This is a genomic window from Streptomyces sp. NPDC101219, from assembly GCF_044767675.1.
Lineage (GTDB): Bacteria > Actinomycetota > Actinomycetes > Streptomycetales > Streptomycetaceae > Streptomyces.
Window position 1 is genome coordinate 253,391 of the sequence record NZ_JBIWOK010000010.1, and the last position, 25,312, is coordinate 278,702.

Sequence of the window (25,312 nt, forward strand, 5' to 3'; positions counted from 1 at the left end):
CGTTGCCGGTTCACCGCCGGGCCGCCGGGCCGCCGGCCGGCGGCCCGGCGTTCCGGGTGGGCTCACCCCGACGTCCGCGGCCCGCAGTTCAGTTCAGCCCGGCTCCAGCGCCCGCTCCAACGCCGCCAGGAAGCCGTCCACCGTCTCCCGGTCGCGCACGGCGAGGCGCAGCCACTCCTGGTCGAGGCCGGGGAAGGTGTCCCCGCGGCGCACCGCGTAGCCGAGGTCGCGCAGCCGGGCCCGTACCGTGGCCGCGTCCGGCAGCCGGACCAGCACGAAGGGTCCTTCGGCGGCCGGCACCACCCGCACGCCGTGCGGGGACAACCGCCGCAGTCCCGCCACCAGATGGGCGCGGTCCGCGGCCACGCGCCGGGCGGCACGCTCGGCCTCCGCCAGGGCGGGCCCCTCCACGCACGCCTGAGCCGCCACCAGCGCGGGCGTGGACACCGGCCACAGCGGCTGCGCCCGCTCCAGCGCCGCCACGGTCTCCGGCGCCGCCAGCACGTAGCCGATCCGCAGCCCGGCCAGCCCCCACGTCTTGGTGAGGCTGCGCAGGACCACCAGCCCCGGCACGTCCGTCCGCCCGGCCAGCGTCTCCCGCTCGCCCGGCACCGCGTCCATGAACGCCTCGTCCACGACCAGCGTCCGCCCGGGCCGGGCGAGCCCGGCGAGTACGGCGGCCGGGTGCAGCACCGACGTCGGGTTCGTCGGGTTGCCGACGACCACCAGGTCCGCGTCCTCGGGCACCGCCGCCGGGTCCAGGCGGAACCCGTCCGCCTCCCGCAGCAGCACCCGGTCCACGGCGTGCCCGGCGTCGCGCAGCGCCGCCTCCGGCTCCGTGAACTGCGGGTGCACCACCACCGGGCGGCGCGCCCGCAGGGCCCGGGCCAGCAGGACGAACGCCTCCGCCGCCCCCGCCGTCAGCAGCACCCGCTCGGCCGGCAGCCCGTGCCGCGCGGCCACCGCCGCCCGTGCCGCCCGACCGTCGGGGTAGGCGGCCAGCCCGGTCAGCGAGGCGGCGATGCGTGCGCGCAGCCAGGCCGGGGGAGTGTCCGCGCGGACGTTCACGGCCAGGTCGACCAGGGCGGCCCCGCTGTCGCGGACCTCGGCGTCGCCGTGGTGCCGCAGGTCGTGGGCGGCCCCGGCGGGCGGGGCGGCGGCCGGGCCGGGGCGTGGCGGAGAGTGCGTGTCCATGCCCGTGATGGTGCCGCGAGCGCCGTCCGCGCCCGTCGCCGGGGTGGGGGTGACGCTCCGGGAGCCCGGCCGCCGTACGACGGCGCACGTCGCCCGCGCGGGCCGGCCGTCCGTCCGCGCCGAGGTCCGCTTGGGCACCAGGAGGTCGCCCCCGCCGAGCAGTGCGGCGGCCTCCGCGACCGACGGGGTGCCGACCGCGGCCAGCGGCGCGGACGAGGGGTGCGGCACCCCGACCCGCGCCAGGTCCCGGGCCCCGTACGCCACGAGCGGCACGCCGAGCCGCCGCGCCGCCTCCACGAGGCCCGGTTCGGCGGCCCGGGAGTCCACGGTGGCCAGTTCGGCGACGGACGCAGCCGGCAGCCCCGCCTCCCGCAGGGCGTCCCCGACCAGCGCGAGCACCTCCTCGGCGTCGACGCCCGTCGACGCGCCCACGCCGACGACGACGCAGGGTGGTGCGGTCACCATGTCGGCCTCGGCCATGGGGGTCGTCCTCCGGTTCCCGGTCACGACGGCGGGTGAAGACACGCTGTCACGCGTGCACCACGTGCGCACGATCCGCTACGAAGGGGCTCATGGCCGTACTCGTCGCGCTCGGCGCGTTCCTGATGACGCTGGCCGGCGGCTGGACGGCGCACCGCGTGACCGACCGCCGTCACCTCGTGCTGGGCCTGGCCGGCGGACTGATGCTCGGCGTGGTCGGCCTCGAACTGCTCCCGGAAGCGCTGGAGGCCGCCGGGACCGAGGTGTACGGCGTGCCGGCCGGGCTGCTGCTGTTCGTGGGCGGCTTCCTGCTGGCCCACCTGGTGGAGCGGCTGCTGGCCCACCGGCAGGCCGCGCACGGCGCGGAGGAGCACAACGGACGGGCCCCGCAGGTGGGGCTCACGGCGGCCGCCGCGATGGTCGGGCACAGCGCCATGGACGGGGTCGCGATCGGGGCCGCCTTCCAGGTCGGCGGCGGCATGGGCGCCGCCGTCGCGGTGGCGGTGATCGCACACGACTTCGCGGACGGCTTCAACACGTACACGCTGACGCGGGTGTACGGCAACGCCCGCCGGCGGGCGCTCGGCATGCTCCTCGCGGACGCCGTCGCACCCGTCGCGGGGGCCGCCTCCACGCTGTTCTTCAGCCTCCCCGAACCCGTACTCGGCGGCTACCTGGGCCTGTTCGCCGGGGCGCTGCTCTATCTCGCGGCGGCCGAGATCCTGCCCGAGGCGCATCACGAGCACCCGGCCCGCTCCACGCTGCTGTGCACCGTCGCGGGCGTGCTGTTCATCTGGCTGGTGGTGGGCACCGCGCACTGAGCACGGTCCGGCACCGGCCCTTCCGGGCGTTCCCGGCCCGTTCACGAGGCCAGGCACCGCTCGACGAACCGCCGGGCCACCGCGGGCTCGGCCGCCCAGTGGGTGTGCAGGTAGCTCGCGTGCACCCCGTCCCGCACGAAGCCCTCGACGCGCGGCTCGGGCGTCCGCAGGCCCCAGGCGGGCTCCGGCCCGGCACCCGGCTCCACCACCGTCCGGTGGAACTCGTGCCCCCGCATCCGGTTCCCCGCAGCGGCCAGCGCACTGTCGGTCAGGGCCACGGCGTCCCGGTAGCCGAGCGTCAGCCGTCCGGTCATCCGGGCGGAGGCGTCCAGCACCCCGCACATCGGCAGCCCGTCCAGGTCCCGGCACAGGTACAGCAGCCCGCCGCACTCCCCCGCCACCGGGGCGCCGCCGAGGGCGAGCTGGGCCACCGCCTTGCGCAGCTGCTCGTTGGCGGACAGCTCCGCCGCGTACACCTCGGGGAACCCGCCGCCGATCACCAGGCCGTCCACGCCGTCCGGCAGGTGCTCGTCCCGCAGCGGATCGAAGGGGACCACCTCCGCCCCGGCCGCGGCGAGGAGTTCGCAGTGCTCGGCGTAGGTGAAGGTGAACGCCCGGCCGCCGGCCACGGCCACGCGCACCCGGCGCCCGCCCTCCGGCGCGAGGTCCGGCCCGCCGGAGGGCACCGGCCCCGCCGACGCCGCGGCGGCCAGCTCCCGCTCCGCGTCCCAGGCCGGGTCCGCCAGCGCCCCCGCCCCGCGGGCCAGCGCCACGAGCCCCTCCAGGTCGCACCCCGCGGCCACCTGGGCGGCCATCGCGGCCACGGCGTCCACGGCCGTCGCCCCGCGCTCCGCGACCGGCACCAGCCCCAGGTGACGCGACGGCGTCTCCATCCGCGCGGCCCGCCGCAGCACCCCCAGCACCGGCACCCCGACGGCCTCCAGCGCGTCCCGCAGCAGCGCCTCGTGCCGGTCCGACGCCACCTTGTTCAGGATGACGCCGCCGACCCGCACCTGTGGATCCCAGCTCACGAAGCCGTGCACCAGCGCCGCCACCGACCGCGACTGCGACGCCGCGTCGACGACCAGCACCACCGGCGCCCGCAGCAGCTTCGCCACATGCGCGGTCGACGCCAGCTCACCCTGCCCGGACACCCCGTCGTACAGGCCCATCACGCCCTCGACCACGGCGATGTCGCAGCCGCGCGCGCCGTGCGCGAACAGCGGGGCGATGCGCTCCGGGCCGCACAGGTACGCGTCCAGGTTGCGCCCCGGCCGGCCGGTGGCGAGCGCGTGGTAGCCGGGGTCGATGTAGTCCGGCCCCACCTTGTGCGGGGACACGGCCAGCCCCCGCCCCGCCAGCGCGGCCATCAGCCCGGTGGCGACGGTGGTCTTGCCGCTGCCCGAGGCGGGCGCGGCGACCACCAGCCGGGGCACCGACGACGACGCGTTCACCACTCGATGCCCCTCTGCCCCTTCTGCCCGGCGTCCATCGGGTGCTTCACCTTGGACATGTCGGTCACCAGGTCGGCGAAGTCCAGCAGCGCCTGGGGCGCGTTCCGCCCGGTGATCACCACGTGCTGGGTCCCCGGGCGCCCGCGCAGCACCTCCACGACCTCGTCGGTGTCCACCCAGCCCCAGTGCAGCGGATACGCGAACTCGTCCAGCACGTACAGCCGGTACCGTTCGGCCGCCAGGTCCCGCTTGACCTGCTCCCAGCCCTCCCGGGCCTTGGCCTCGTTGTCCAGCTGCGCGTCCCGCTGCACCCACGACCAGCCCTCGCCCATCTTGTGCCAGTCGACGGTCCCGCCCTCGCCGGAGTCGCCCAGCACCCGCAGCGCCCGCTCCTCGCCGACCTTCCACTTCGCCGACTTGACGAACTGGAACACCCCGACCGGCCAGCCCTGGTTCCAGGCCCGCAGGGCGAGCCCGAAGGCGGCCGTCGACTTGCCCTTGCCGACGCCCGTGTGCACCATCACCAGCGGCCGGTTGCGACGCTGACGGGTCGTCAGCCCGTCGTCCGGCACCACATTCGGCTGTCCCTGCGGCATTACGCGGCCCTCCTCGTCCCGTTCCCACGGGCGTCCCGTACCTCACGCACATCCCTGACCAGCCCGGCGATCGCGTCCGCCCGCAGGTCGTCCAGCGTCACCGCGCCGCCCCCGAGTTCCGCGGCGAGCTGCCCCGCGAGGCCCAGCCGCACCGGTCCCGTCTCGCAGTCCACGACCACCGACGCCACGCCCTCGGCCGCGAACAGCCGCGCCGCCCGCCCGGCCAGCGCGACCGGCTCGGGGCCGCCCGTGGCCCGGCCGTCGGTCACCACGACCACCAGCGCCCGCCGCGCGGGGTCCCGCAGCCGCTCCACCCGCAGCACGTCGTGCGCCTTCAGCAGCCCGGCCGCCAGCGGCGTACGGCCCCCGGTGGGCAGCGACTCCAGCCGGGCCGCCGCCGCGTCCACCGACGACGTCGGCGGCAGCGCCACCTCCGCCCCCGAGCCCCGGAAGGTCACCAGCCCCACCTTGTCCCGCCGCTGGTAGGCGTCCAGCAGCAGCGACAGCACCGCGCCCTTGACCGCCCCCATCCGCTGCCGGGCCGCCATCGACCCCGAGGCGTCCACCACGAACAGCACCAGGTTGCCCTCCCGGCCCTCGCGCGCCGCCTGCCGCAGATCGTCCCGACGCACCACCAGCCCCCGGCCGGACCGGCCCCGCGCCCGCTGATGCGGTGCCGCCGCCTGCACGGTCGCCGCCAGGTGCAGCCGGGTCAGCGTGCCCCGCGGGCGGTGCGCCCCGGTCGTGCGCCCGTGCTCGGTCCGCGCCCGGGACCGCCGCCCGGCGGTGCCCTCACCGACGCCGGGCACGCTCAGCACCTTCGTCCGGAACGGCTCGGCCGCCTTCACCGGGGACTGCTCACCGGCGCCCGCCCCGCCCGGCCGGGGCTCACCGGCGCCCTCGCCGTCCCCCGCCCCGCCCTGCGCGGGGACCTCACTGCCCTGCGGACCGTCACTGCCCTGCGGACCGTCGCCGGCCGGCGGCTGCCCGCCGCCGCCTCCGCCACCGCCGTCGTCCGGCCCGTCCGGGCCCGGATCCGGCTCGTCGTCGCCGAACTCCTCCAGCGTCTCGTCGAGTCTGTCCTCGTCGAGGCCCGGCGCGTCGAACGGGTTGCGCCGCCGCCGGTGCGGGAGCGCCAGCAGCGCCGCCTGCCGCACGTCCTCGGCCAGCACGTCCGTCCGCCCCGCCCAGGCCGCGAGCGCGGTCGCGGTGCGGGCCATCACGATGTCCGCCCGCATGCCGTCCACCTCGAAGGCCGCACAGGTCGCCGCGATCTGCCGCAGCGCCCCGTCCCCGAGACGCACCGACGGCAGCAGCTCCCGCGCCGCCACGATCCGGTCCCGTACGGCCGCCTCCTCGTCGGCCCACCGGGCGGCGAAGGCGGCCGGGTCGTCGTCGTGGGCGAGACGCCGCCGCACGACCTCCACCCGCTCGTCGGGCTCCCGCGAGGCGGCCACCTCGACCGTCAGCCCGAACCGGTCCAGCAACTGCGGCCGCAGCTCGCCCTCTTCGGGGTTCATCGTCCCCACGAGCAGGAAACGCGCCGCGTGCCGCACCGACACACCCTCGCGCTCGACGTACGAGGCGCCCATCGCGGCGGCGTCCAGCAGCAGGTCGACCAGGTGGTCGTGGAGCAGGTTGACCTCGTCGACGTAGAGGATCCCGCGATGCGCGTGGGCCAGCAGGCCCGGCTCGAACGCCTTCACGCCCTCCGCGAGCGCCCGCTCGATGTCGAGGGCCCCGACCAGCCGGTCCTCGGAGGCACCGACGGGCAGCTCCACCATGCGCGCGGCCCGCTCCGTGCCGCCGCCGGGCTCGTGGGGGCCGTCCGGGCACGCGCCGTCGGGCGCCGCCGGGTCGCAGGAGAAGCGGCAGCCCGGAATCACCGCCACCGGCGGCAGCAGCGCCGAAAGGGCGCGCACCGCCGTGGACTTGGCCGTGCCCTTCTCCCCGCGCACCAGCACCCCGCCGACCGCCGGGGAGACGGCGTTCAGCAGCAGCGCCAGGCGCAGGTCGTCCTGCCCCACCACCGCGGTGAACGGAAAGGGAATACTCACGTGTCGTTGCCCTCCGAGTCGCCGACGTCCGCGTCGTCGTGTCCGTGTGCGTGCCGGTGTGCGTGCCGGTCCGTGTGCGTTCCGCCGTGCCTGCCGGTGGTTCCCGGGGCGGGGCTCACGCGGGCGCCCCCGGCGCGAGGAACGGCAGCCCGTCCGGCGCGCCCGACTCCACGAGCCGCCACAGGGCGTCCGTGTCCGCGTGCTGTTCGATCAGGTCCCCGAGCCGGTCGAGCTGCTCCTCGCGCAGCGCGGCGAACGACGTGTCCGGAGCGGGGACGAAACGCCGCCCCGCCGCTGCCGCCACCTCGCGCAGGAACGCCCGCCGGAAGCCGTCCGACTCCAGCGAACCGTGCCAGTGCGTGCCCCAGACCTGCCCCTCACGGCAGCCGTCCAGGAAGGGGTCGCCCCCGGTGACCTCGGCGACGCCGTGATGGATCTCGTAGCCCTCGACCCGCTCGCCCAGCGCCTCACCGGCCGGCCGGGCCAGCGTCTTCTCCGGCGCGAACCGCACCCGCACCGGCAGCAGCCCCAGCGCGTCGACCCGCCCGGCCCGGCTCTCCACGTCGTCCTCGATGTGCTCGCCGAGGATCTGGAAGCCGCCGCAGATGCCCAGCACCGGACGCCCCTCGGCGGCCCGCCGCCGCAGCGCCCCGGCCAGACCGCGCTCGCGCAGCCAGCGCAGGGCCCGCACCGTGCCGCGGGTGCCGGGCACCACGACGAGGTCGGCGTCGGCCAGTTCCTCCGGCCGGTCCACGAACCGCACCACCACGCCCGGTTCGGCGGCCAGCGCGTCGACGTCGGTGAAGTTCGACATCAGCGGCACCGCGCACACCGCCACGCGCAGCACGTCCGCCCCGGCCGGCGCGGCCACCGCGGACTCCCGCACGGCGCCGCGCAGCGACACCCGCAGCCCGTCCTCCTCGTCGATGCCGAGCCCGTGCCGGAACGGAAGCACACCGTACGTCCGCCGCCCGGTCAGGCCGCGCAGCATGTCCAGCCCCGGCTCCAGCAGCGACACGTCGCCCCGGAACTTGTTCACCAGGAACCCGGCGACCAGCTCCTGGTCCTCCCGGGACAGCAGGGCCACCGTGCCGAAGAACGAGGCGAACACACCCCCGCGGTCGATGTCGCCGACCACCAGCACCGGCAGCCGGGCACCCCGCGCGAGACCCATGTTGACGATGTCCGTGCGGCGCAGATTGATCTCGGCCGGGCTGCCCGCCCCCTCGCAGATCACGGCGTCGTACGTGCCCCGCAACTGCTCCAGACAGTCCAGCACCGTGCCGAGCAGCCGCTCCTGGCGCCCGGCGTGGTAGCCGCGGGCGCTCAGCTCGCCGACCGGCCTGCCGAGCAGCACCACCTGGCTGCTCTGCTCCCCGCCGGGCTTGAGCAGCACGGGGTTCATCAGCGCCGTCGGCTCGATCCGGCACGCCTGCGCCTGCATGGCCTGTGCCCGGCCGATCTCCGCCCCCTCGCGGGTGACGAAGGAGTTCAGCGACATGTTCTGAGCCTTGAACGGCGCCACCGCGACGCCCTGCCGCGCCAGCCACCGGCAGATGCCCGCGGTCACCACGCTCTTGCCCGCGTCCGACGTGGTCCCGGCGACCAGCAGGCCGCCCCCGCGCCCGCTCACCGCCCGCGCCCCCGCGCCAGGAGCCGCGCGGCGGCGCCCACGCCGAGCGCGAGCCAGCCCACGCGCCGGGACAGCCGGACCGCCCGGCCGATGTCCGGCACGGTCACCGGCCGGCCGCCGCCGTTGAGGACGGGGCGGTGCTCGACCCGCCCGGCGTAGGAGAGCGTCCCGCCGAGCCGGACACCGAGGGCGCCGGCGAACGACGCCTCCACCGGCCCCGCGTTGGGGCTCGGGTGCCGCCCTGCGTCGTCCCGCCAGGCCCGCACGGCGCCCCGGGGGTCGGGGCCGGCGGCCGCGGCGAGGGCGGCGGTCAGCCGCGCGCCGGGCCAGCCCGCGACGTCGTCGAGCCGGGCGGACGCCCAGCCGAACCGCAGGTGACGGGGGGACTTGTGCCCGACCATCGCGTCCAAGGTGTTGACCGCCCGGAAGCCGAGCAGCCCGGGCACCCCCGCCACGGCCCCCCAGACCAGGGCGCCCACCACGGCGTCGGAGGTGTTCTCGGCGACGGACTCCACCACCGCGCGGGCGATCCCGTCGGCGTCCAGGGCCTGCGGGTCCCGCCCGCACAGGTGCGGCAGCCGCGCGCGGGCGGCCTCGACGTCCCCGTCCTGAAGCGCCCGCCCGATGGCGCGCGCCTCCCGGGCCAGCGAGGTCCCCCCGACGACGGCCCAGGTGGCGGCGGCGGTCAGGGCGACGGAGGCGGCGGGGGAGGAGCGGACCCGGCGGGCGGCGAGAGCGCCGAGCGCCACGGCGCCGCCCACGCACACCCCGGTGTGCAGGGCGCCCCGGCCCCGGCTGTCCCGCCACAGCACCCGTTCCACGGCGGCCGCGGCCCGTCCGAACGCGGCGACCGGGTGCCCGCGGCGGGGATCGCCGAGGAGCAGGTCGCCGAGGAGGCCGGCGGCGGCGCCGTACGCGAACACGCGATCGGCACGCATGGCGTCAGCCGGTGACGGATCCGCGGGAAACGGCCCCGGAGCGGGGCAAGGAGGGGTTGACCGACCTCGACAGGCAGCCGCGCATGGCGATATGTCCTCACTCAGGGTGTCCACGCCCTGGTTCGACGAGACCGGCGGCGAGAGTTCCTGGCTCCCGGGGGCGTCGACCCCCGGTGACAGTGGCGGGACCGCGCCGGAGTCGCACCGGCTTCCTCTCCTGCCGCCGTGTTGGCCCCGGAAGTCCACCACGGTCCCCGAACACCCGTCAACTTGCCGCTGACCTGCGGGGCTGAAGTGTGCCGAGGCACACAGCGGGACGTGCGCCGCGAGGGCGAGGGCCCCCGGGGACACGCGACGGCGGGCGGTCGCAGGGCGGGGCCCCGCGACCGCCCGCCGGGCGGAACGTCGGATCAGGCGGTGGTCACGCCATGATCAGGTAGATGCCGTAACCCACCGCCGCCACGCAGGCGGCGAAGCAGGCGTAGGCGCCGGTGACCGCCAGGGTCGCGGACTGGCCCTGTTCGGCGGCCTGCTCGCGCCGGGACAGACCGGCGATGCCGAGGGTGAACAGGCCGACCAGGGCCACGGTGACCACGAGACTGACGCCGAAGACGGAGCCGAGGGCCGCCCAGTCGATTGTCATGGTGCTCTTCTTCCTTCGTACCGGGTCGCGGTCAGACGGTGGTGGGGGCCGCCGGAGCCGCCGGGTCGGCGGTGGCGCCCACGGGGGCCGGGATGGTGGCCGCGAGGTCGTCGGCGAGGGCGCCCGCCGGGGGCGGGGTCACGGCGGCCATGGCCGTGGTCACCACGCCGGCCGGCTCGTCGGCGGTGGCCGGGGTGTCGTCGGTGTCGTTGACGTTGGTGTGGTCCACGATCTCGCGCCGGGAGATCTTCCAGATCGCCGCGCTGGAGACGACGAGGAAGACGGCCACCGCGGCGGTGCCCCAGGCGCCGAAGCCGCAGACCCACTCGGCGATCGCCGCGACGAGGGCCGCGGCGGGCAGCGTCAGGCCCCAGGCGACGAACATGCGCGTGGCGGTCGACCAGCGGACGACACCGCCCTTGCGGCCCAGGCCGGCGCCCATCACGGAGCCGGAGACGGAGTGCGTGGTGGAGAGGGAGAAGCCGAGGTGCGAGGAGGCCAGGATGACCGTCGCGGCGCTGGTCTGGGCGGCGAAGCCCTGCTGCGGCTGGAGGTCGGTGAGGCCCTTGCCCATGGTGCGGATGATGCGCCAGCCGCCGAGGTAGGTGCCGAGCGCGATGGCCACGCCCGCGGAGACGATGACCCACATGGGCGGGTCGGAGTCCGGGACGAGCACGCCGCCGGAGACCAGGGCCAGGGTGATGATGCCCATCGTCTTCTGGGCGTCGTTGGTGCCGTGGGCCAGGGAGACCAGGCCGGCGGAGGCGATCTGCCCGGCGCGGTAGCCCTTCTCGGCCGCCTTGCCGTTGGCCTTCTTGCCCATGCGATAGGTCAGCCGGGTCGCGAACATCGCGGCGAGACCGGCGACGATCGGGGCGGCGATCGCGGGGATCAGGACCTTGGTGACCAGCACGTCGCCGTGCACCGCGCCGAAACCGGCCGAGGCGACGGTGGCGCCGATCAGGCCGCCCATGAGGGCGTGCGAGGAGCTGGACGGCAGGCCGACCAGCCAGGTGAGGAGGTTCCAGAGGATCGCGCCCACCAGAGCGGCGAAGATGACCTCAGGACGGATGCCGGCCTCGTCGACGAGGCCCTTGGAGATCGTGTTGGCGACCTCCACCGAGAGAAAAGCACCGACAAGGTTCAGCACGGCGGACATGGCCACCGCGACCTTGGGTCGCATCGCACCGGTCGAAATGGTCGTTGCCATCGCGTTGGCGGTGTCGTGGAAACCGTTCGTGAAATCGAACGCGAGTGCGGTTACCACCACAATCGCGAGGATCAGCGAGAAGCTTTCCATTTACCCAGGCAATCGTTCGAGGTCATTGGCGCGTCGAACGTAGGTAACGCGGGTGAACGGAAGATGAACTGGGACGGGCGCCACGGTGACCGGAAGAGGGGGGTACCGCTCCGCCCTCCGGGCGCACTGCGTGACCCCCCGAGAGCCCTGTGTTCGCACGGCTTTCGCCGACCGTGCCACACCTGGGCCGAGGCGCCGGAGCGAGCCTGGAAGGATCTCCGCATGGCAGAGGAAAAAGCGGCCGGCGGACGGAACGGACCCGGCAAATGGCACGACATGCGAGCAGGTGACATGCGTCACACCGAGGCCCGGGCGTGGGCCGGACTCGTCGCAGCCGCCCGCCGCACGGTCACCGACGGACTCGTCGTCGGCACCTCCGGCAACGTCTCGGTGCGGGTCGGCGACACCGTGCTCGTCACCCCCTCGGGAGTGCCCTACGACCGGCTGACCCCCGAGGACGTCACCGGCGTCGACCTGAGCGGGCGGCAGGTCCTCGGCACGCTCGTCCCGACCAGCGAGCTGCCCATGCATCTGGCGGTCTACCGCGCGACCGGCGCCCGCGCCGTGGTCCACACCCACGCCGTGCACGCGACGGCCGTCTCCACGCTCGTCGACGAACTCCCTCTGGTCCACTACATGGCCGCGGCGCTCGGCGGCCCCGTCCGCGTCGCCCCCTACGCCCCCTACGGCACGGACGAACTGGCCGGACACGTGCTCGACGCCCTGCGGGACCGCTCCGGCTGCCTCCTGCGCAACCACGGCACGCTCACCCACGGCACCACGCTCGACCAGGCGTACGACCGCACCGCGCAACTGGAGTGGATGTGCCGCCTCTGGCTCACCGCCTCCTCCGTCCCGGGCCTGACCCCGTCGCTGCTGACCCGGGCGCAGGTGGCCGAGGTGGGGGAGCGCCTGCGGGGGTACGGGCAGCCGGGGTGAGGGGGCGCCCCGGCGGGGCGGCGGGCGCGCGGTCCCGTCCGGCCTGGGGACTCCGGGGCAGCCCGGGCGGCACCCCCGGGTGCACCGGCCCACTGGCCCGGGGCGCGGTCCGCCGGGACACTGGACGGGTGCGCACTGTCAGAGCGACGGCCGCTGCCGTCACCGCCGTGATCGGGGCCGGCGCCGCCGCGGTGGCCGCCGGCCGACTCGCCAGCGACGCCGCCCTCAGGGCGCCCGCCGGCAGACCCCTGCCCACCGAACCCCGGCTCACCGTGCACGGCACCGCCGCGGGCCGGGTCACCCTCACCCGGCACCTCGCCGCCCTGCGGCCCGGCCGGTACGGCCTCTCCGGCGACGGCGTCCACGCCGTCGTCGGCCCCGTGCTCGCCGGGGCGTCGGACACCGCCGACACCGTCGTCCGACGGCTGGAGAGCGTCACCCACGGCGCCCTGGAACCCGGCAACCGGGTACGGCTCACCCCCGGCCTGCACATCGGCGACCCCGGGACCGCCCTCGGGCTGGACCACGCCGACGTCCCGGTCGCGGGCGAACTCGGCCCCCTGCCCGCCTGGTTCGTGCCCGGCCCGCGCGACACCTGGGTGCTCACCGTGCACGGCCTCGGCGGCGGCCGGGAACACACCCTGAACGTGATGGGGTTCCTGCACCGCCTCGGCTTCCCCGTGCTCGCCCCCGCCTACCGCGGCGACCGGGGTGCCCCGCGCTCCCCGGACGGCCTGAACCACCTCGGCGAGACCGAGTGGCGGGACCTCGACGCGGCGATCCGCCACGCGGTGGACAACGGCGCCCGGCAGGTCGTCCTGCACGGCTGGTCCACCGGCGCGACCATGGCCCTGCGCGCGGGCGCGCGCTCCGGACTGCGCGAACGGATCGCGGGCTTCGTCCTCGACTCCCCGGTGCTCAGCTGGGAGGCGACCCTGCGCTCGCTCGCCGCCGCCCGGCACACCCCCGGCGCGCTGCTGCCGCTCGCGGTCCGCGCCGCCCAGGGCCGCACCGGCCTCTACGGGGACCGCCGCGCCGACGCGGTCCGCCTGGACCGGGTCGCGGTGCCCGCCCTGGTCTTCCACGGGCCCGGCGACACCGTCGCCCCCTGGTCCCTGTCCCGCCGGCTCGCCGCCGCCCAGCCGAACACGGTCACGCTGCGCACCGTCCCGGACGCGCCGCACGGCGCGATGTGGAACGCCGACCCGGCCGCCTACGAGGAGTCCCTGCGCCGCTTCCTCACCCCGTTCATGTGACGCCGCGCGGGCCGCCGGACACGGGGGCGGGCAAACCGACCGCGCGCCCCGTCCCGGCCGTTCCGCGCCGCACCGTTCAAAGGCGTACGACTGGCCAGATTTCCCCCCTCGACGACGCGTCGCGGACCGTGCTCCGGCCTCCTCCCCGCCCACCCGGGGTCCTCCGTTTGGGATTTCGGACCGTCACCCGCAAGACTGCACTCGTGACGTCCCGTATCCCGCGCGACTCCAGGCTTCGACTCGTTGGCCCCCGACCCCTGGCCGCCGCCCCTCAAGTGATGCACCAGCGGCGCCCGCGCCGCCCGGCGCCGCGCCCCCCGGAGGGCACTCCGGCGCGGGCCGAGCTGGCCGGAATGGCACGCTCCGGTCTGGCCGGTGCGGCCCGGATCGCCCGCTGGGCGGACACCGCCCTGGGCCCCGGCCGGGGGAGCCCGGCGGGCGACGGCAAGGCCACCCTCTCCGACGCGAGCGCCGAACGCGCCGCCGCCGACCTCGGTCTGACCACCGCACAGGTCCGCGCCGACTGGGACACCGCCCGGCTCGCCGGCCTGGTCGAGGTGCACGGCGACAGCGCTCGCCCCGGCTGGCGGCTGCGGGCCTGGAACCGTGACGACAGCGCCGTACTGCGCGGCTGGGTGGCGTTGTTCGACGCCTGGTCGCTCGCCGTCCCCGAGCCGGAGGACCAGGAGCCCGCCGCCGTCGCCGAGGTCGTCTCGGCCATGCCGCAGGTGCTCTCCTTCCTCCAGCTCTCCGCGGGCCCCGTCCCCGTGCCCCAGCTGCTCGACCTCCTCCAGCAGCGGGTCACCGAACTGCGCACCGCACGCTGCGAGATCGACTACGCCGCCCAGAGCGAGCCGGGCGAGCCGGGCGAGCCGGACGGGCCGGACGGGCCGGGGGACGCCCGCGCGGCCCGGCTCCGCCTCGCCCCCGCCGCCCCCGAACCCGCCGACGCCGGGCCCACCCCGCTCGAACCGCTCCTGGACTGGGCCCTGCGCGCCCTCGCCTCCGTCGGAGCCCTCACCTACGGCGGCGGGCACGCCACCCTCACCGCCCTCGGCAGCTGGGCGGTCTGGGTCAAGCTGGAGCAGATCTGCGTCGCCGCGCAGAGCCCCGCCGGCAACATCGAGCAGGGCGCCGAGGACATGCTCCGCGGCTGCGCCCAGCTGCGCCCCAACGCGGCCCGCGCCGAGTACCGCGCCTGGCTGGCCGCCCGCCCCGTCGGCAGCGCCGTCACCGAACTGATCGCCGCCGCCCGCGGCGAGGACGCCCTGCTGCGCGGCCTCGCCTTCGAGGCGCTGCGCGTGGTCGGGGCGCCCGCCGAGCCCGAGGTGCGTGCCGTCGCCGACGATCCGACTCTGCGCCCCTACGCACTGCTGTGGCTCGCCGAGCACGACGGCGCCGACCCCGAGGACGCCCACGACATCCTCACCCGCGAGGAGGCGACCTGGCTGTGGGTCGACACCGCCGCCGCCGTCGCCGACCACGGTGAGGCGCCGCTGCTGGTGCGGCACCTGGAGTCCGCGGTGCAGCCGACCGTCCCCGCGCTGCTGAACGAGGTCCGGGCGGTCGGGCACCCGCGCACCGTGCAGGTGCTGGTCGCGCTCGCCGCCGCGCACCCCGACCCGGCGCTGGCGAAGGCCGTCCGCCGGGCCGCCTTCCAGGTGCACACCGGAGGCTGACCGGATCCGGCCGGTACCGGCCGGGCCGCAGGGCGGCGGGCGTCAGCCCTTGATCTCGGGGGCGTACGTGCCGAAGCTCCAGATGTTGCCCTCGAGATCGCGGGCCATGTAGTCCCGGGAGCCGTAGTCCTGGTCGGTCGGGGGCATGAGGATCTCCGCGCCGTGCTCCACCGCGCGGCGGTGGTGCGCGTCCACGTCGTCCACCACGATGTACGCCGCGGCCGGGCCCGCGCCCTTCATCGCGGTGTCGAAGGCGCCGCCCCGCCCCTTCGACCCGAGCATCACCATGCCGTTGCCCTGGGCCAGTTCCGCGTGCGTCACCGCGCCGTCCTCGCCCTCGTACACCGCCAGGTCACGGAACCCGAAGGCCTCCGTGAGCTGCCGGATCGCCGCCTTCGCGTCCGCGTACAGCAGCGTCGGGACGATGGTCGGACGCGCTCCGTCCGTGCCTGCCATGGAGATCACTTCCCTGGGTCTCGCAGCCGGAAAAGTCACTGGTTGTCCATCCGCCGCCCAGTGTGACACCGGCCACTGACAACGCCCGGCGGCCCGCCGAACGCGCACGGTCGAACACCCGCACGCAGAAAAAGTGGTTGCGGGGTCCCGTTAGAATGGCCCGCATGGCCATTCTCCTCGCGCATTAGACGGCGGGACCGTCCTCAGCCGCCCACCGCCACCCTTCCCCCGCTCGTGACCCTGCCCGAGCCGGGGCCCCAACGCCCGGGAGTCTGTCCGTGATCTCCGCCTCCGGCATCGAGCTGCGCGCCGGTGCCCGTGTCCTCATCGAGAGCGCCACCTTCCGCGTCGCCAAGGGCGACCGCATCGGCCTGGTCGGCCGCAACGGCGCGGGCAAGACCACCCTCACCAAGGTCCTCGCCGGCCAGGGCATCCCCGCCGCCGGCACCGTCACCCGCTCCGGCGAGGTCGGCTACCTCCCGCAGGACCCGCGCACCGGCGACCTCGACATCCTCGCCCGGGACCGCATCCTCTCCGCGCGCGGCCTGGACGTCCTCATCCGCAAGATGCGGGAGAACGAACAGCGCATCGCCAGTGGCCAGGGCGCCACCCGAGAGAAGGCGCTGCGCCAGTACGAGCGGCAGGAGACCGAGTTCCTCACCAAGGGCGGGTACGCCGCCGAGGCCGAGGCCGCCACCATCGCCGCCGCGCTGAACCTCCCCGACCGGGTGCTGGGCCAGCCGCTGCACACGCTCTCCGGCGGCCAGCGCCGCCGTATCGAGCTGGCCCGGATCCTGTTCTCGGACGCCGACACCCTGCTGCTCGACGAGCCGACCAACCACCTCGACGCCGACTCGATCGTCTGGCTGCGCGACTACCTCAAGACCTACCGCGGCGGCTTCATCGTGATCTCCCACGACGTCGACCTGGTCGAGACGGTCGTCAACAAGGTGTTCTACCTGGACGCCAACCGCGCGGCCATCGACATCTACAACATGGGCTGGCGGCTCTACCAGCAGCAGCGTGAGGCCGACGAGAAGCGCCGCAAGCGCGAGCGGGCGAACGCCGAGAAGAAGGCCGCCGCGCTGAACGCCCAGGCGGACAAGATGCGCGCCAAGGCCACCAAGACGGTCGCCGCGCAGAACATGGCCCGCCGGGCCGAGCGGCTGCTGTCCGGTCTGGAGGAGGTCCGCCAGTCCGACAAGGTGGCCAAGCTGCGCTTCCCCGAGCCGGCGCCCTGCGGCAAGACCCCGCTGATGGCCGAGGGCCTGTCGAAGTCGTACGGCTCGCTGGAGATCTTCACCGACGTCGACCTGGCCATCGACAAGGGGTCCCGGGTCGTCATCCTCGGTCTCAACGGCGCCGGAAAGACGACTCTGCTGCGCCTCCTCGCGGGCGTCGAGCAGCCCGACACCGGCGCCGTCGTGCCCGGTCACGGACTCAAGCTGGGCTACTACGCGCAGGAGCACGACACCCTCGACCAGGAGCGCACGGTACTGGAGAACATGCGCTCCGCCGCCCCCGACATGGACCTGGTCGAGGTGCGCAAGGTGCTCGGCTCGTTCCTGTTCTCCGGCGACGACGTCGACAAGCCGGCCCGGGTGCTCTCCGGCGGGGAGAAGACCCGCCTGGCGCTCGCCACCCTGGTGGTGTCGTCGGCGAACGTGCTGCTCCTCGACGAGCCCACCAACAACCTCGACCCGGCCAGCCGCGAGGAGATCCTCGGCGCGCTGCGCACCTACAAGGGCGCCGTCGTCCTGGTCACCCACGACGAGGGCGCCGTCGAGGCGCTCCAGCCGGAGCGGATCATCCTGCTCCCGGACGGCGTCGAGGACCTGTGGGGCGCCGACTACGCCGATCTCGTCGCGCTGGCCTGAGCACCCCCGGTGAGCGTCCGGCCACCCGCCGTAGGCGCGTGGCCGGACGCAGCTGTGATCCACTGCGTATGGATCATTCGGCCCATCGGTGATCCACCATCTGTGTGAGATCTCCTCATCCCGGGGTGTGTCCTACACGGATTTCGTGGCCGCGTGCGCCATGGGCCGCTGCTCGGCCGTCGCGCCTTTCTGACCAGGTACTTCGCGGAGGAATCCGTTCAGCGATGCCGTCGGCACCGCTTGGAATCCGCTGTTCCGTTTGTGGGGACGTGCTCCCGTCGTCACAACCTTGTCTCACCGACCTTGCCGAATGGGTGGCCATCGGGCCCGGTAGGGGTGATCATGAGAAGACCAGAGCGCACTTCCCATGAGGAGGCACGGGTGGCCGAGACTCTGAAGAAGGGCAGCCGGGTGACCGGCGCCGCGCGCGACAAGCTCGCGGCAGACCTGAAGAAGAAGTACGACGCCGGTGCGAGCATCCGGGCGTTGGCCGAGGAGACCGGCCGCTCGTATGGCTTCGTGCACCGCATGCTCAGCGAGTCGGGCGTCACGCTCCGAGGGCGTGGCGGGGCGACCCGGGGTAAGAAGGCCTCGTCGGCCTGACCCCCGGCGCCCCACAGCACCGATGGTGGCCACCCGGTCGGCCGACTGACCGGCCGGGTGGTTACTGTGCAGTCACTTAGGCGTGCCGCGGTCCGGGACCCACCCTGTCGCACGGCACGCGAGACGACCGCACCCATCGGAGGCGCCCCATGGCTTCGCCCGCCCAGGACCTCGGTCCGGTACTCGACAAGGACGGCGTACGGCTCACCGTGGACGACGCGATCGCCACGGTGACGCTGACCAACCCCGCCAAGCGCAACGCCCAGAGCCCCGCCCTGTGGCGCGCGCTGACCGAGGCGGGCCGGCTGCTGCCGGGCTCCGTCCGGGTCGTGGTACTGCGCGGCGAGGGCAAGTCCTTCTCCGCGGGGCTCGACCGGCAGATGCTCTCGCCCGAGGGCATCGAGGGCGAACCGTCGTTCGTCGACATGGCCCGCGGTGACGAGGCCGCGCTCGACGCGATCATCGCCGAGTACCAGGAGGCGTTCACCTGGTGGCGGCGCAGCGACCTGGTGTCCGTTGCCGCCGTGCAGGGCCACGCCATCGGCGCCGGCTTCCAGCTCGCTCTCGCCTGTGACCTGCGCGTCGTCGCCGACGACGTGCAGTTCGCGATGCGCGAGACGAGCCTCGGACTGGTGCCCGACCTGACCGGCACCCATCCCCTGGTCGGCCTCGTCGGCTACGCCCGCGCGCTGGAGATCTGCGCGACGGGCCGCTTCGTCCTGGCCGAGGAGGCCGTGAACACCGGTCTGGCCAACCTGGCGGTGCCCGGCGACGAGCTCGACGCGGCGGTGCGCGACCTGGCGGCGGCGCTGCTGGCCGCGCCCCGGGACGCCGTCATCGAGACCAAGGCGCTGCTGCGCGGCGCGCAGGACCGCACGTACGAGGAGCAGCGGGTCGCCGAGCGTGCCGCCCAGGGGCGCCGCCTGCGCGACCTGGCGGGTTTCGGCGACTGACACCCCGGCCGGCCGTCCCGGCCCCGGCGGCCGCTCAGTCGGCGTCCGTGACCAGGACGGCCACCGTGGGACGGTCCGGCAGCGCGTCCCGCACCGCCGCGCGGGCTGCCCGGGCCACGTCGAGCGCCCGGTGGCGGGCCGCCACGGCGAGGTCCACGCGCACATGACGGTGCGACAGCGCCGCCTCGCCCGACGGCGTCACCGTCAGCCGGACGGGGCGGCCCGGCGTGCCCGTCAGCCGGACGACCCCCGGGACGGCGAGGACCGCGAGAGCCACCCGCCGCTCGTCGCCCTGCCCCGGGACGCCGTCCGCCGCCTCCGATGACGAGGACGGCGACGACGCCGAGGACTCGGAGGACTCAGAGGACTCAAGGGACTCGGAGGACTCAAGGGACTCGGAGGACTCCGAGGACGGCGTCGACACCGGGGACGCCCGGAACCGCGGCGGCAGCGTCCCGTCGGCCCGGGTGTCCGGCTCGCCGCCCGCCTCCTGCGGGGGCTCGCCGTCGAACCCGTCGAGCAGTTCCGTGACCCGCACATCCACCTCGGCGACCTCCAGGCCGAGCCGCTCGGCGGCCGCCCCGGCCAGCGCGGCCCGCAGCCGGTCCGCCGTCACCGGCAGCGGCTCCGCCGCCGTGGCCGCGCACTCCGCCGCCACACGGAGCGCCCCCGGCGGCAGGGCACTCGCCGGTGCCGGCACCACCGGCTCCCCCGCCTCCTCCGGTGCGGCGAGCCCGATCCGCAGGCCGTCCAGCCGCACGCCCTCCACCGCCCGTGCCGCCGACCGCAGGACCGACGCCGCGGCCCGCTCGGCGATCCACGCCCCGTCCCGGGGCCCGCCCAGGGGCAGGAACCGTCCCAGCCCCACCTGCTCCCGCACCGCTCGCGTCCACCGCTCCGCCGTCATTCCTCCAGCCTGCCGCATCCCTGGCGCGCGATCACGCAACCGCGCATACCGTGGTCGTGAGGACCACGACCGGAAGGACGCGCGGCATGACCGACATGACCGAGGGCGGCTCCCCGAGGGCCGCCGAGCTGGAGAAGACGTCGAACGAGACCTCCCCGCGCAAGGGGCAGGCCACCCGGCGCGGCGGCGGCGACCCGGCCGGACGGGGCCGCACCACCATCGCCGACGGCGTGGTCGAGAAGATCGCGGGCATGGCCGCCCGGGACGTCCTCGGCGTGCACGCCATGGGCAGCGGGCTCTCCCGCACCTTCGGCGCCGTCCGCGACCGGGTGCCCGGCGGGACCAAGTCGGTGGCCCGCGGGGTCAAGGCCGAGGTCGGCGAGGTGCAGACCGCACTGGACCTGGAGATCGTCGTCGACTACGGGGTGTCCATCAAGGACGTCGCCCGGGCCGTGCGGGAGAACGTCATCGCGGCCGTGGAGCGGATGACGGGCCTGGAGGTCGTCGAGGTCAACATCGCGGTCAGCGACGTGAAGCTGCCGGACGAGGAGGACGACGAGGAGCCGGAGTCCCGGCTTCAGTGAGCCGCCGGCCGGGCAGACGGACAGGCAGACGGACAACGGACGGCGCCGCGGACCGACGGCGGCGCGGACGGACACGGGCGCGCAGCCACGGCGGCGCGCCCACGGGGACGAGCGGTGACGTACGGCTGAGGAGCTGAGGAGCGCACCATGAACATGGCCGTGGTCGGCATGATCGCCGGCATGGCACTGGGCTTCGCCGGATACTTCGGCGGGTTCGGGGCATTTCTGCTGGTGGCGGCCCTGGGCGCCGTGGGGTTCGTCGTCGGGCGGTTCCTCCAGGGAGACCTGGAACTCGGTGACCTCTTCCGTCCCCGCGACGAACGGCGGCGGTGACGCCGGTGGACACGGTGGCCGGTGAACTCGGCCGTGGCCCGGCCGTCGTGACGCCGGGCGAGCGCGGTGCGACCCGGATCGCCGACCGGGTGATCGCCAAGATCGCCTCCCGGGCGGCGCGCGAGGCGGTGGAACCGCTGCCGCCGGACGCCGCGGCCCCGCACGCGACGGTCGTCGTCCACCACGACACCGCCCGCTTCCGGGTGCACGTCGAACTCGACTACCCGGGCGACCTCGGCGAACGCTGCGCGCGGGTGCGCCGCAGGGTGACCGAGCGGGTGACCGATCTGGTCGACCTGCACGTCACCGAGGTCGTCGTGCAGGTCGAGCGGCTGCACCTGGCGGCGGCCCTCGGCGCGGCCCGGGGGAGGACGCGGTGAGCGGGCCCCCGGACACCGGGGCGGACCCGCACACCACCGGACGCCCCGGACCCGGCCCCGGGACCGAGGAAGCACCCGGCGGGCACCGGCGCCTGTGGTCCGCACGCCGCGCCCCCGCGGCCCTGCTGGCCCTGGTGCTCCTCGTGGTGGCCGGCGCGTTCCTCTACGACGTGGCCGCCGTCCGCGCCGGCCGGCCCGCCATGGCCTGGCGCCGGGAACTGGCCCGGCAGCTCGCCGAACGCCCCCTGGACGACATCTGGGTGCTGGTCGGCGCCGGTGTCGCCGCCGCGCTCGGCCTCTGGCTGCTCCTGCTGGCGTTCACCCCCGGCCTGCGCGCCCTGCTCCCGATGCGGCGCACCCACCCCGACGTGCGGGCCGCGCTGCACCGGGACGCGGCGGCGATGGTGCTGCGGGACCGGGCGATGGAGGTGGCCGGTGTGCAGTCGGTGCGGGTCCGCACCACGCGGCGCCGGGCCGATGTCCGCGTGGTGTCGCACTTCCGTGAACTGGACGACGTGCGCGGCGACCTGGACCTGGTGCTGGCCGAGGCGGTGCGGGGGCTGGGCCTGGCCCGGCCGCTCGGGCTGTCCCTGCGGGTGCGCCGGCCCGGACGGAAGGGGTGAGGTCCGTGCTCGGAGTCGTCAACCGCGTGCTGCTGGGCGTCGTCGGCCTGGTCCTGCTCGCGCTCGGCGGGTCGGTCCTGGCGATCGGCCTGGGCGCGCCGGCGCCGTCCTGGTGGCTCCACGACGGACGGCACGACGTGCTGCTGGACCAGGCCGAACGCACCCGGTGGCGGTCGGAGGGCTGGTGGTGGCCCGTCGTCATCGCGGTGCTCGCGGTGCTGGTGCTGCTGGCCTTGTGGTGGCTGGTGGCGGCGCTGCGCCGGCGGCGTCCGGCCGAGGTGTTCCTCGACACCGGCGACGGCGAGGGCGCCATGGTGCGCGGACGGGCCCTGGAGGACGCGCTGGTCGAGGAGGCCGGCCTGCTGGAGGGCGTCCAGAAGGCGCGGGCCCGGCTCACCGGGCGGCGGGACGCGCCGGCCGCCCGGGTCCGGCTCCTCCTGGAACCCGACGTCGACCCGGGCACCGCCCTGGACGCCCTGACCGCCGGCGCCCTCACCCACGCCCGCGAGTCGGCGGGCGTGGCGGCGCTCCCCTCCGAGGTGCGCCTGCGCGCGGTCAAGCACGGTGCGGAGCGGGTGAGCTGACCGCCCCGCCGGTCCGGCCCGCCGATCTGGCCTCGCTGGTCCGGCCCGCCGATCTGGCCTCGCTGGTCCGGCCCGCCGATCTGGCCTCGCTGGTCCGGCCCGCCGATCTGGCCCCGCTGGTCCGTCCCCTTCGGTGTGGCCCTGCTGGTCCGTCCCCGTCGGTGTGGCCCTGCTGGTCCGCCTTGCTGGCCCTGCCCGCTGGCCCTGCCCTGCTGGTCTGGCCTCGCTGGTCCGTCCCCTTCGGTGTGGCCCTGCTGGTCCGTCCCCTTCGGTGTGGCCCTGCTGGTCCGCCCCGCTGGCCCTGCCCTGCTGGCTGGCCTTGCTGGTCCGTCGCGCCGGTCTGCCCTGCCGGCCCGTCCCGCTGGCCCCCGCCGGTCCGGCCCCGCTGGCCCTGCCCGCCGGACCGTCCCGCCGGCTGTCTCGGCCGGTCCGTCCCTTTCGGTCCGGCGTCTTCGGTCCGCCCGCCGGGTCAGAACCCGTGCCGTACCCCGCCGTCCACCGGCAGCATCACGCCCGAGAGGTAGGACGCCGCGGGCGACAGCAGGAACGCCGCCGTGCGGCCGAACTCCTCCGGGGTGCCGTAGCGGCGCAGGGGGATGCGCGACTCGGCGGCCCTGCGGGTGGCCTCCGGGTCGGCGGACAGGGCGTCCAGCTCCCGGACCCGGTCGGTGTCGATCCGGCCGGGCAGCAGGCCCACCACGCGGATGCCGCGCGGGCCCAGCTCGTCCGCGAGGGACTTGGCGAACCCGGCGAGCCCGGGACGCAGCCCGTTGGAGATGGTCAGTCCCGGGATCGGCTCGTGCACCGAGCCGGACAGCACGAACCCGATGACACCGCCCTCGCCGAGTTCCGCGGCGGCCGTGCGGGCCAGCCGCACCGCGCCCAGGAACACCGACTCGAAGGCCGCCTGCCACTGCTCGTCGGTGGTGTCCGCGACGAACCCGGGCGGCGGACCGCCCACGCTGACGAGAATGCCGTCCAGGCGGTGGAACCGCTCACGCGCGGTCGCGACCAGCCGGGCCGGGGCCTGCGGGTCGGCGTTGTCGACGGCCACCCCGACCGCGTTCGGGCCCAGCGCCGCGGCGGCCTCGGCGACGCTCTTGTCCTCCCGTCCCGTGACGACCACCTTCGCGCCGTCGGCGACCAGCTCGTGCGCGGTGGCGTGGCCCAGCCCGCGGGTCGCCCCGGTGACGACGTACACCCGGTCCTTCAGTCCAAGATCCATGGACCTATCCTGCCTCCTCGCCGCCGAACAGGGCGAGGGCGGTGTTCACCAGACCGATGTGACTGAACGCCTGCGGGACGTTGCCGAGCTGCCGTTCGCCCACCGTGTCGTACTCCTCCGACAGCAGACCCACGTCGTTGGCGAGCCCCAGCAGCCGCTCGAACAGCTCCCGGGCCTCGCGCGTCCTGCCGGTCATGTGCAGGGCGTCCGCGAGCCAGAACGAGCACACCAGGAAGGTGGCCTCGTCGCCGGGCAGCCCGTCGACCGCGGTCGTCGCCGCCGGCGTGTACCGGCGCAGCAGCCCGTCCCGCCCGAGGTCGGCGCGGATCGCCTCGATGGTGCCGAGCACCCGCGGATCGTCCGGCGGCAGGAAGCCCACCCGGGGGATGAGCAGCAGGGCCGCGTCGAGCTCGCGCGAGCCGTAGGACTGGGTGAAGGTGTTCCGCTCGGTGTCGAAGCCCTTCTCGCACACCTCCCGGTGCACCTGGTCGCGCAACTCGCGCCAGCCGTCGAGGTCGCCGTCGAGCCGCGGGTCGTCCTCCAGGGCGCGCACCGCGCGGTCGGCGGCCACCCACACCATGACCTTCGAGTGCACGAAGTGGCGCCGCCCGCCGCGCACTTCCCACAGTCCCTCGTCCGGCTGCTGCCACACCGTGCGCAGGAACTCCATCAGCACCTTCTGCAGTGCCCACACGTCCGGCTGCGGCGACAGGCCCGAACGGCGGGCCAGGTCCAGGGAGTCCATGACCTCGCCGTACACGTCCAGCTGGAGCTGGTTGACGGCGTCGTTGCCGACCCGGACCGGTGCGGCGCCGCCGAAACCGGACAGCCAGGGCAGTTCGAACTCCGGCAGCCGCCGCTCGCCCGCCAGCCCGTACATGATCTGCAGATCGGCGGGGTCGCCCGCGACCGCGCGCAGCAGCCAGTTCCGCCACGCCTCCGCCTCCTCCTGGTATCCGGCCGCCAGCAGCACGTTCAGCGTCAGGGTGGAGTCCCGCAGCCAGCAGAACCGGTAGTCCCAGTTGCGCACCCCGCCCGGGTCCTCCGGCAGCGAGGTGGTGGCCGCGGCGACGATGCCGCCGGTGGGGGCGTAGGTCAGCGCCTTCAGGGTGATCAGCGACCGGACCACCATGTCCCGGTGCGGGCCGTCGTAGCGGCAGCGCGACGCCCACGCCTGCCAGTCCGCGACGCTGTGCCGCAGCGAGGTGTACGGGTCGACGAGCGGCGGGCGCGGCTCGTGGGAGGGGTGCCAGGTCAGCACGAACGCGACCCGCTCGCCCTCCTTGACCGTGAACTCCGAGACGGTGCCCATGTCCTCGCCCCAGGTGCGCACCTCCGGATCGCTGCGCAGCCACACCGAGTCGGGCCCGGCGACCGCCACCCGGTGCCCGTCGGCCCGGCGCACCCAGGGCACCACCGAGCCGTAGTCGAAGCGCAGCCGCAGGGTGCTGCGCACGGTCACCTCACCGCGGACGCCCTGCACGATGCGCACCAGGTCGGGTGCCCGGTGGCGCTGCGGCATCAGGTCGGTGACCCGGACGGTGCCCTCGCCGGTGTCCCACTCGGTGTCCAGGACCAGGGTGTCCGGCCGGTAGGCGCGCCGCGTGCAGCGCTCCGCGCCGACGGGGGCGATGCGCCAGTGCCCGTTGTCCTCGTCGCCGAGGAGCCGGGCGAAGCAGGCCGCGGAGTCGAAGCGGGGCAGGCAGAGCCAGTCGACGGAGCCGTCCGTGCCCACCAGGGCAGCGGTCTGTTCGTCGCCGATGAGCGCGTAGTCCTCGATACGGGTCACGAGGTGCG

General features: G+C 75.5%; 24 protein-coding genes and 1 riboswitch. Of the genes, 12 read left to right on the forward strand and 12 right to left on the reverse strand.

What is annotated here, in order from left to right; all coding sequences use genetic code 11:
* Nucleotides 1–93: 93 nt before the first annotated feature.
* Nucleotides 94–1,674: an Rv2231c family pyridoxal phosphate-dependent protein CobC gene (gene cobC / locus ACIRPP_RS21645; protein WP_403645204.1), complete on the reverse strand. Its 1,581-nt coding sequence runs from the start codon at nucleotides 1,672–1,674 to the stop codon at nucleotides 94–96.
* Between the two features lie 92 nt (nucleotides 1,675–1,766).
* On the opposite strand from cobC, the gene ACIRPP_RS21650 reads away from it, so the two are divergent.
* Complete coding sequence (locus ACIRPP_RS21650; RefSeq protein ID WP_403645207.1) at nucleotides 1,767–2,495, forward strand: ZIP family metal transporter; 729 nt, start codon at nucleotides 1,767–1,769, stop codon at nucleotides 2,493–2,495.
* Between the two features lie 41 nt (nucleotides 2,496–2,536).
* Here the strand turns inward: ACIRPP_RS21650 and ACIRPP_RS21655 are convergent, their stop codons facing one another.
* The 7 genes from ACIRPP_RS21655 to ACIRPP_RS21685 form a co-directional block, all read right to left on the reverse strand.
* Entirely contained in the window at nucleotides 2,537–3,952 is a 1,416-nt protein-coding gene (locus ACIRPP_RS21655; protein ID WP_403645210.1) for a cobyrinate a,c-diamide synthase, read from the reverse strand.
* Nucleotides 3,946–4,545, reverse strand: coding sequence for a cob(I)yrinic acid a,c-diamide adenosyltransferase (gene cobO, locus ACIRPP_RS21660; RefSeq protein ID WP_403645213.1), 600 nt, complete (start codon nucleotides 4,543–4,545; stop codon nucleotides 3,946–3,948). Before cobO ends, ACIRPP_RS21655 begins: the two co-directional genes overlap by 7 nt.
* Complete coding sequence (locus tag ACIRPP_RS21665) at nucleotides 4,545–6,602, reverse strand: putative cobaltochelatase (RefSeq protein ID WP_403645216.1); 2,058 nt, start codon at nucleotides 6,600–6,602, stop codon at nucleotides 4,545–4,547. The genes cobO and ACIRPP_RS21665 overlap by 1 nt, the downstream gene beginning before the upstream one ends.
* 115 nt (nucleotides 6,603–6,717) lie before the next feature.
* Nucleotides 6,718–8,235 carry a cobyric acid synthase gene (locus ACIRPP_RS21670; protein ID WP_403645218.1) on the reverse strand — a complete coding sequence of 506 codons (1,518 nt, stop codon included), beginning with the start codon at nucleotides 8,233–8,235 and terminating at the stop codon, nucleotides 6,718–6,720.
* Nucleotides 8,232–9,173: a cobalamin biosynthesis protein gene (locus tag ACIRPP_RS21675; protein WP_403645221.1), complete on the reverse strand. Its 942-nt coding sequence runs from the start codon at nucleotides 9,171–9,173 to the stop codon at nucleotides 8,232–8,234. The genes ACIRPP_RS21670 and ACIRPP_RS21675 overlap by 4 nt, the downstream gene beginning before the upstream one ends.
* 141 nt (nucleotides 9,174–9,314) lie before the next feature.
* Nucleotides 9,315–9,389: riboswitch (cobalamin riboswitch) on the reverse strand.
* A gap of 205 nt (nucleotides 9,390–9,594) precedes the next feature.
* Entirely contained in the window at nucleotides 9,595–9,816 is a 222-nt protein-coding gene (locus ACIRPP_RS21680) for a hypothetical protein (protein ID WP_403645225.1), read from the reverse strand.
* 31 nt (nucleotides 9,817–9,847) lie between these two features.
* The gene (locus ACIRPP_RS21685; protein WP_403645228.1) at nucleotides 9,848–11,116 is read right to left on the reverse strand and encodes an anion permease; all 1,269 of its coding nucleotides are present in this window, start codon (nucleotides 11,114–11,116) and stop codon (nucleotides 9,848–9,850) included.
* 276 nt (nucleotides 11,117–11,392) lie between these two features.
* On the opposite strand from ACIRPP_RS21685, the gene ACIRPP_RS21690 reads away from it, so the two are divergent.
* The 3 genes from ACIRPP_RS21690 to ACIRPP_RS21700 all read left to right on the forward strand — a co-directional run bounded on the left by ACIRPP_RS21690 (nucleotide 11,393) and on the right by ACIRPP_RS21700 (nucleotide 14,990).
* Nucleotides 11,393–12,055 carry a class II aldolase/adducin family protein gene (locus tag ACIRPP_RS21690; protein ID WP_403645332.1) on the forward strand — a complete coding sequence of 221 codons (663 nt, stop codon included), beginning with the start codon at nucleotides 11,393–11,395 and terminating at the stop codon, nucleotides 12,053–12,055.
* 128 nt (nucleotides 12,056–12,183) lie between these two features.
* Nucleotides 12,184–13,311 (forward strand): alpha/beta hydrolase, encoded by a 1,128-nt coding sequence (locus ACIRPP_RS21695; RefSeq protein WP_403645231.1) that lies wholly within the window; start codon nucleotides 12,184–12,186, stop codon nucleotides 13,309–13,311.
* A 203-nt stretch (nucleotides 13,312–13,514) separates the two neighbouring features.
* On the forward strand, nucleotides 13,515–14,990 hold the full coding sequence (locus ACIRPP_RS21700) for a hypothetical protein (RefSeq protein WP_403645234.1): 1,476 nt from the start codon (nucleotides 13,515–13,517) through the stop codon (nucleotides 14,988–14,990).
* 42 nt (nucleotides 14,991–15,032) lie between these two features.
* On the opposite strand, the gene ACIRPP_RS21705 is transcribed toward ACIRPP_RS21700, so the two are convergent.
* Nucleotides 15,033–15,446, reverse strand: a complete 414-nt coding sequence (locus ACIRPP_RS21705) for a VOC family protein (protein WP_403645237.1) — start codon at nucleotides 15,444–15,446, stop codon at nucleotides 15,033–15,035.
* A 278-nt stretch (nucleotides 15,447–15,724) separates the two neighbouring features.
* On the opposite strand from ACIRPP_RS21705, the gene abc-f reads away from it, so the two are divergent.
* From abc-f to ACIRPP_RS21720, 3 genes are all read left to right on the forward strand, one after another.
* The gene (abc-f, locus tag ACIRPP_RS21710; protein WP_403645240.1) at nucleotides 15,725–17,323 is read left to right on the forward strand and encodes a ribosomal protection-like ABC-F family protein; all 1,599 of its coding nucleotides are present in this window, start codon (nucleotides 15,725–15,727) and stop codon (nucleotides 17,321–17,323) included.
* A 381-nt stretch (nucleotides 17,324–17,704) separates the two neighbouring features.
* Complete coding sequence (locus tag ACIRPP_RS21715) at nucleotides 17,705–17,926, forward strand: helix-turn-helix domain-containing protein (protein ID WP_030404458.1); 222 nt, start codon at nucleotides 17,705–17,707, stop codon at nucleotides 17,924–17,926.
* Nucleotides 17,927–18,075: 149 nt separating this feature from the next.
* Nucleotides 18,076–18,879 (forward strand): enoyl-CoA hydratase/isomerase family protein, encoded by an 804-nt coding sequence (locus ACIRPP_RS21720; protein ID WP_403645243.1) that lies wholly within the window; start codon nucleotides 18,076–18,078, stop codon nucleotides 18,877–18,879.
* 34 nt (nucleotides 18,880–18,913) lie between these two features.
* Here the strand turns inward: ACIRPP_RS21720 and ACIRPP_RS21725 are convergent, their stop codons facing one another.
* Entirely contained in the window at nucleotides 18,914–19,786 is an 873-nt protein-coding gene (locus ACIRPP_RS21725) for a nucleopolyhedrovirus P10 family protein (RefSeq protein WP_403645246.1), read from the reverse strand.
* Between the two features lie 86 nt (nucleotides 19,787–19,872).
* On the opposite strand from ACIRPP_RS21725, the gene ACIRPP_RS21730 reads away from it, so the two are divergent.
* The 5 genes from ACIRPP_RS21730 to amaP all read left to right on the forward strand — a co-directional run bounded on the left by ACIRPP_RS21730 (nucleotide 19,873) and on the right by amaP (nucleotide 22,290).
* The gene (locus tag ACIRPP_RS21730) at nucleotides 19,873–20,370 is read left to right on the forward strand and encodes an Asp23/Gls24 family envelope stress response protein (RefSeq protein ID WP_403645248.1); all 498 of its coding nucleotides are present in this window, start codon (nucleotides 19,873–19,875) and stop codon (nucleotides 20,368–20,370) included.
* A gap of 147 nt (nucleotides 20,371–20,517) precedes the next feature.
* Complete coding sequence (locus tag ACIRPP_RS21735) at nucleotides 20,518–20,703, forward strand: hypothetical protein (RefSeq protein ID WP_164334556.1); 186 nt, start codon at nucleotides 20,518–20,520, stop codon at nucleotides 20,701–20,703.
* Nucleotides 20,700–21,083 carry a hypothetical protein gene (locus ACIRPP_RS21740; protein ID WP_403645251.1) on the forward strand — a complete coding sequence of 128 codons (384 nt, stop codon included), beginning with the start codon at nucleotides 20,700–20,702 and terminating at the stop codon, nucleotides 21,081–21,083. Before ACIRPP_RS21735 ends, ACIRPP_RS21740 begins: the two co-directional genes overlap by 4 nt.
* Nucleotides 21,080–21,706, forward strand: coding sequence for a DUF6286 domain-containing protein (locus tag ACIRPP_RS21745; RefSeq protein ID WP_403645254.1), 627 nt, complete (start codon nucleotides 21,080–21,082; stop codon nucleotides 21,704–21,706). Before ACIRPP_RS21740 ends, ACIRPP_RS21745 begins: the two co-directional genes overlap by 4 nt.
* Nucleotides 21,703–22,290 (forward strand): alkaline shock response membrane anchor protein AmaP, encoded by a 588-nt coding sequence (gene amaP / locus ACIRPP_RS21750; RefSeq protein WP_403645257.1) that lies wholly within the window; start codon nucleotides 21,703–21,705, stop codon nucleotides 22,288–22,290. The genes ACIRPP_RS21745 and amaP overlap by 4 nt, the downstream gene beginning before the upstream one ends.
* A 469-nt stretch (nucleotides 22,291–22,759) precedes the next feature.
* Here the strand turns inward: amaP and ACIRPP_RS21755 are convergent, their stop codons facing one another.
* Both ACIRPP_RS21755 and ACIRPP_RS21760 read right to left on the reverse strand, forming a co-directional pair.
* Complete coding sequence (locus ACIRPP_RS21755) at nucleotides 22,760–23,515, reverse strand: SDR family oxidoreductase (RefSeq protein ID WP_403645260.1); 756 nt, start codon at nucleotides 23,513–23,515, stop codon at nucleotides 22,760–22,762.
* A gap of 4 nt (nucleotides 23,516–23,519) precedes the next feature.
* Nucleotides 23,520–25,304 (reverse strand): glycoside hydrolase family 15 protein, encoded by a 1,785-nt coding sequence (locus tag ACIRPP_RS21760; protein ID WP_403645263.1) that lies wholly within the window; start codon nucleotides 25,302–25,304, stop codon nucleotides 23,520–23,522.
* Nucleotides 25,305–25,312: the final 8 nt, after the last annotated feature.

Excerpts from the sequence above, each read along its gene's own strand:
- ACIRPP_RS21680 (WP_403645225.1), bottom strand. The coding sequence starts at position 9,816 with ATGACAATCGACTGGGCGGCCCTCGGCTCCGTCTTCGGCGTCAGTCTC.
- ACIRPP_RS21705 (WP_403645237.1), bottom strand. The coding sequence starts at position 15,446 with ATGGCAGGCACGGACGGAGCGCGTCCGACCATCGTCCCGACGCTGCTG.
- cobC (WP_403645204.1), bottom strand. The coding sequence starts at position 1,674 with ATGGCCGAGGCCGACATGGTGACCGCACCACCCTGCGTCGTCGTCGGC.
- ACIRPP_RS21755 (WP_403645260.1), bottom strand. The coding sequence starts at position 23,515 with ATGGATCTTGGACTGAAGGACCGGGTGTACGTCGTCACCGGGGCGACC.
- ACIRPP_RS21735 (WP_164334556.1), top strand. The coding sequence starts at position 20,518 with ATGAACATGGCCGTGGTCGGCATGATCGCCGGCATGGCACTGGGCTTC.
- ACIRPP_RS21725 (WP_403645246.1), bottom strand. The coding sequence starts at position 19,786 with ATGACGGCGGAGCGGTGGACGCGAGCGGTGCGGGAGCAGGTGGGGCTG.
- ACIRPP_RS21690 (WP_403645332.1), top strand. The coding sequence starts at position 11,393 with ATGCGAGCAGGTGACATGCGTCACACCGAGGCCCGGGCGTGGGCCGGA.
- ACIRPP_RS21675 (WP_403645221.1), bottom strand. The coding sequence starts at position 9,173 with ATGCGTGCCGATCGCGTGTTCGCGTACGGCGCCGCCGCCGGCCTCCTC.
- ACIRPP_RS21730 (WP_403645248.1), top strand. The coding sequence starts at position 19,873 with ATGACCGACATGACCGAGGGCGGCTCCCCGAGGGCCGCCGAGCTGGAG.
- ACIRPP_RS21650 (WP_403645207.1), top strand. The coding sequence starts at position 1,767 with ATGGCCGTACTCGTCGCGCTCGGCGCGTTCCTGATGACGCTGGCCGGC.
- ACIRPP_RS21685 (WP_403645228.1), bottom strand. The coding sequence starts at position 11,116 with ATGGAAAGCTTCTCGCTGATCCTCGCGATTGTGGTGGTAACCGCACTC.
- ACIRPP_RS21720 (WP_403645243.1), top strand. The coding sequence starts at position 18,076 with ATGGCTTCGCCCGCCCAGGACCTCGGTCCGGTACTCGACAAGGACGGC.
- cobO (WP_403645213.1), bottom strand. The coding sequence starts at position 4,545 with ATGCCGCAGGGACAGCCGAATGTGGTGCCGGACGACGGGCTGACGACC.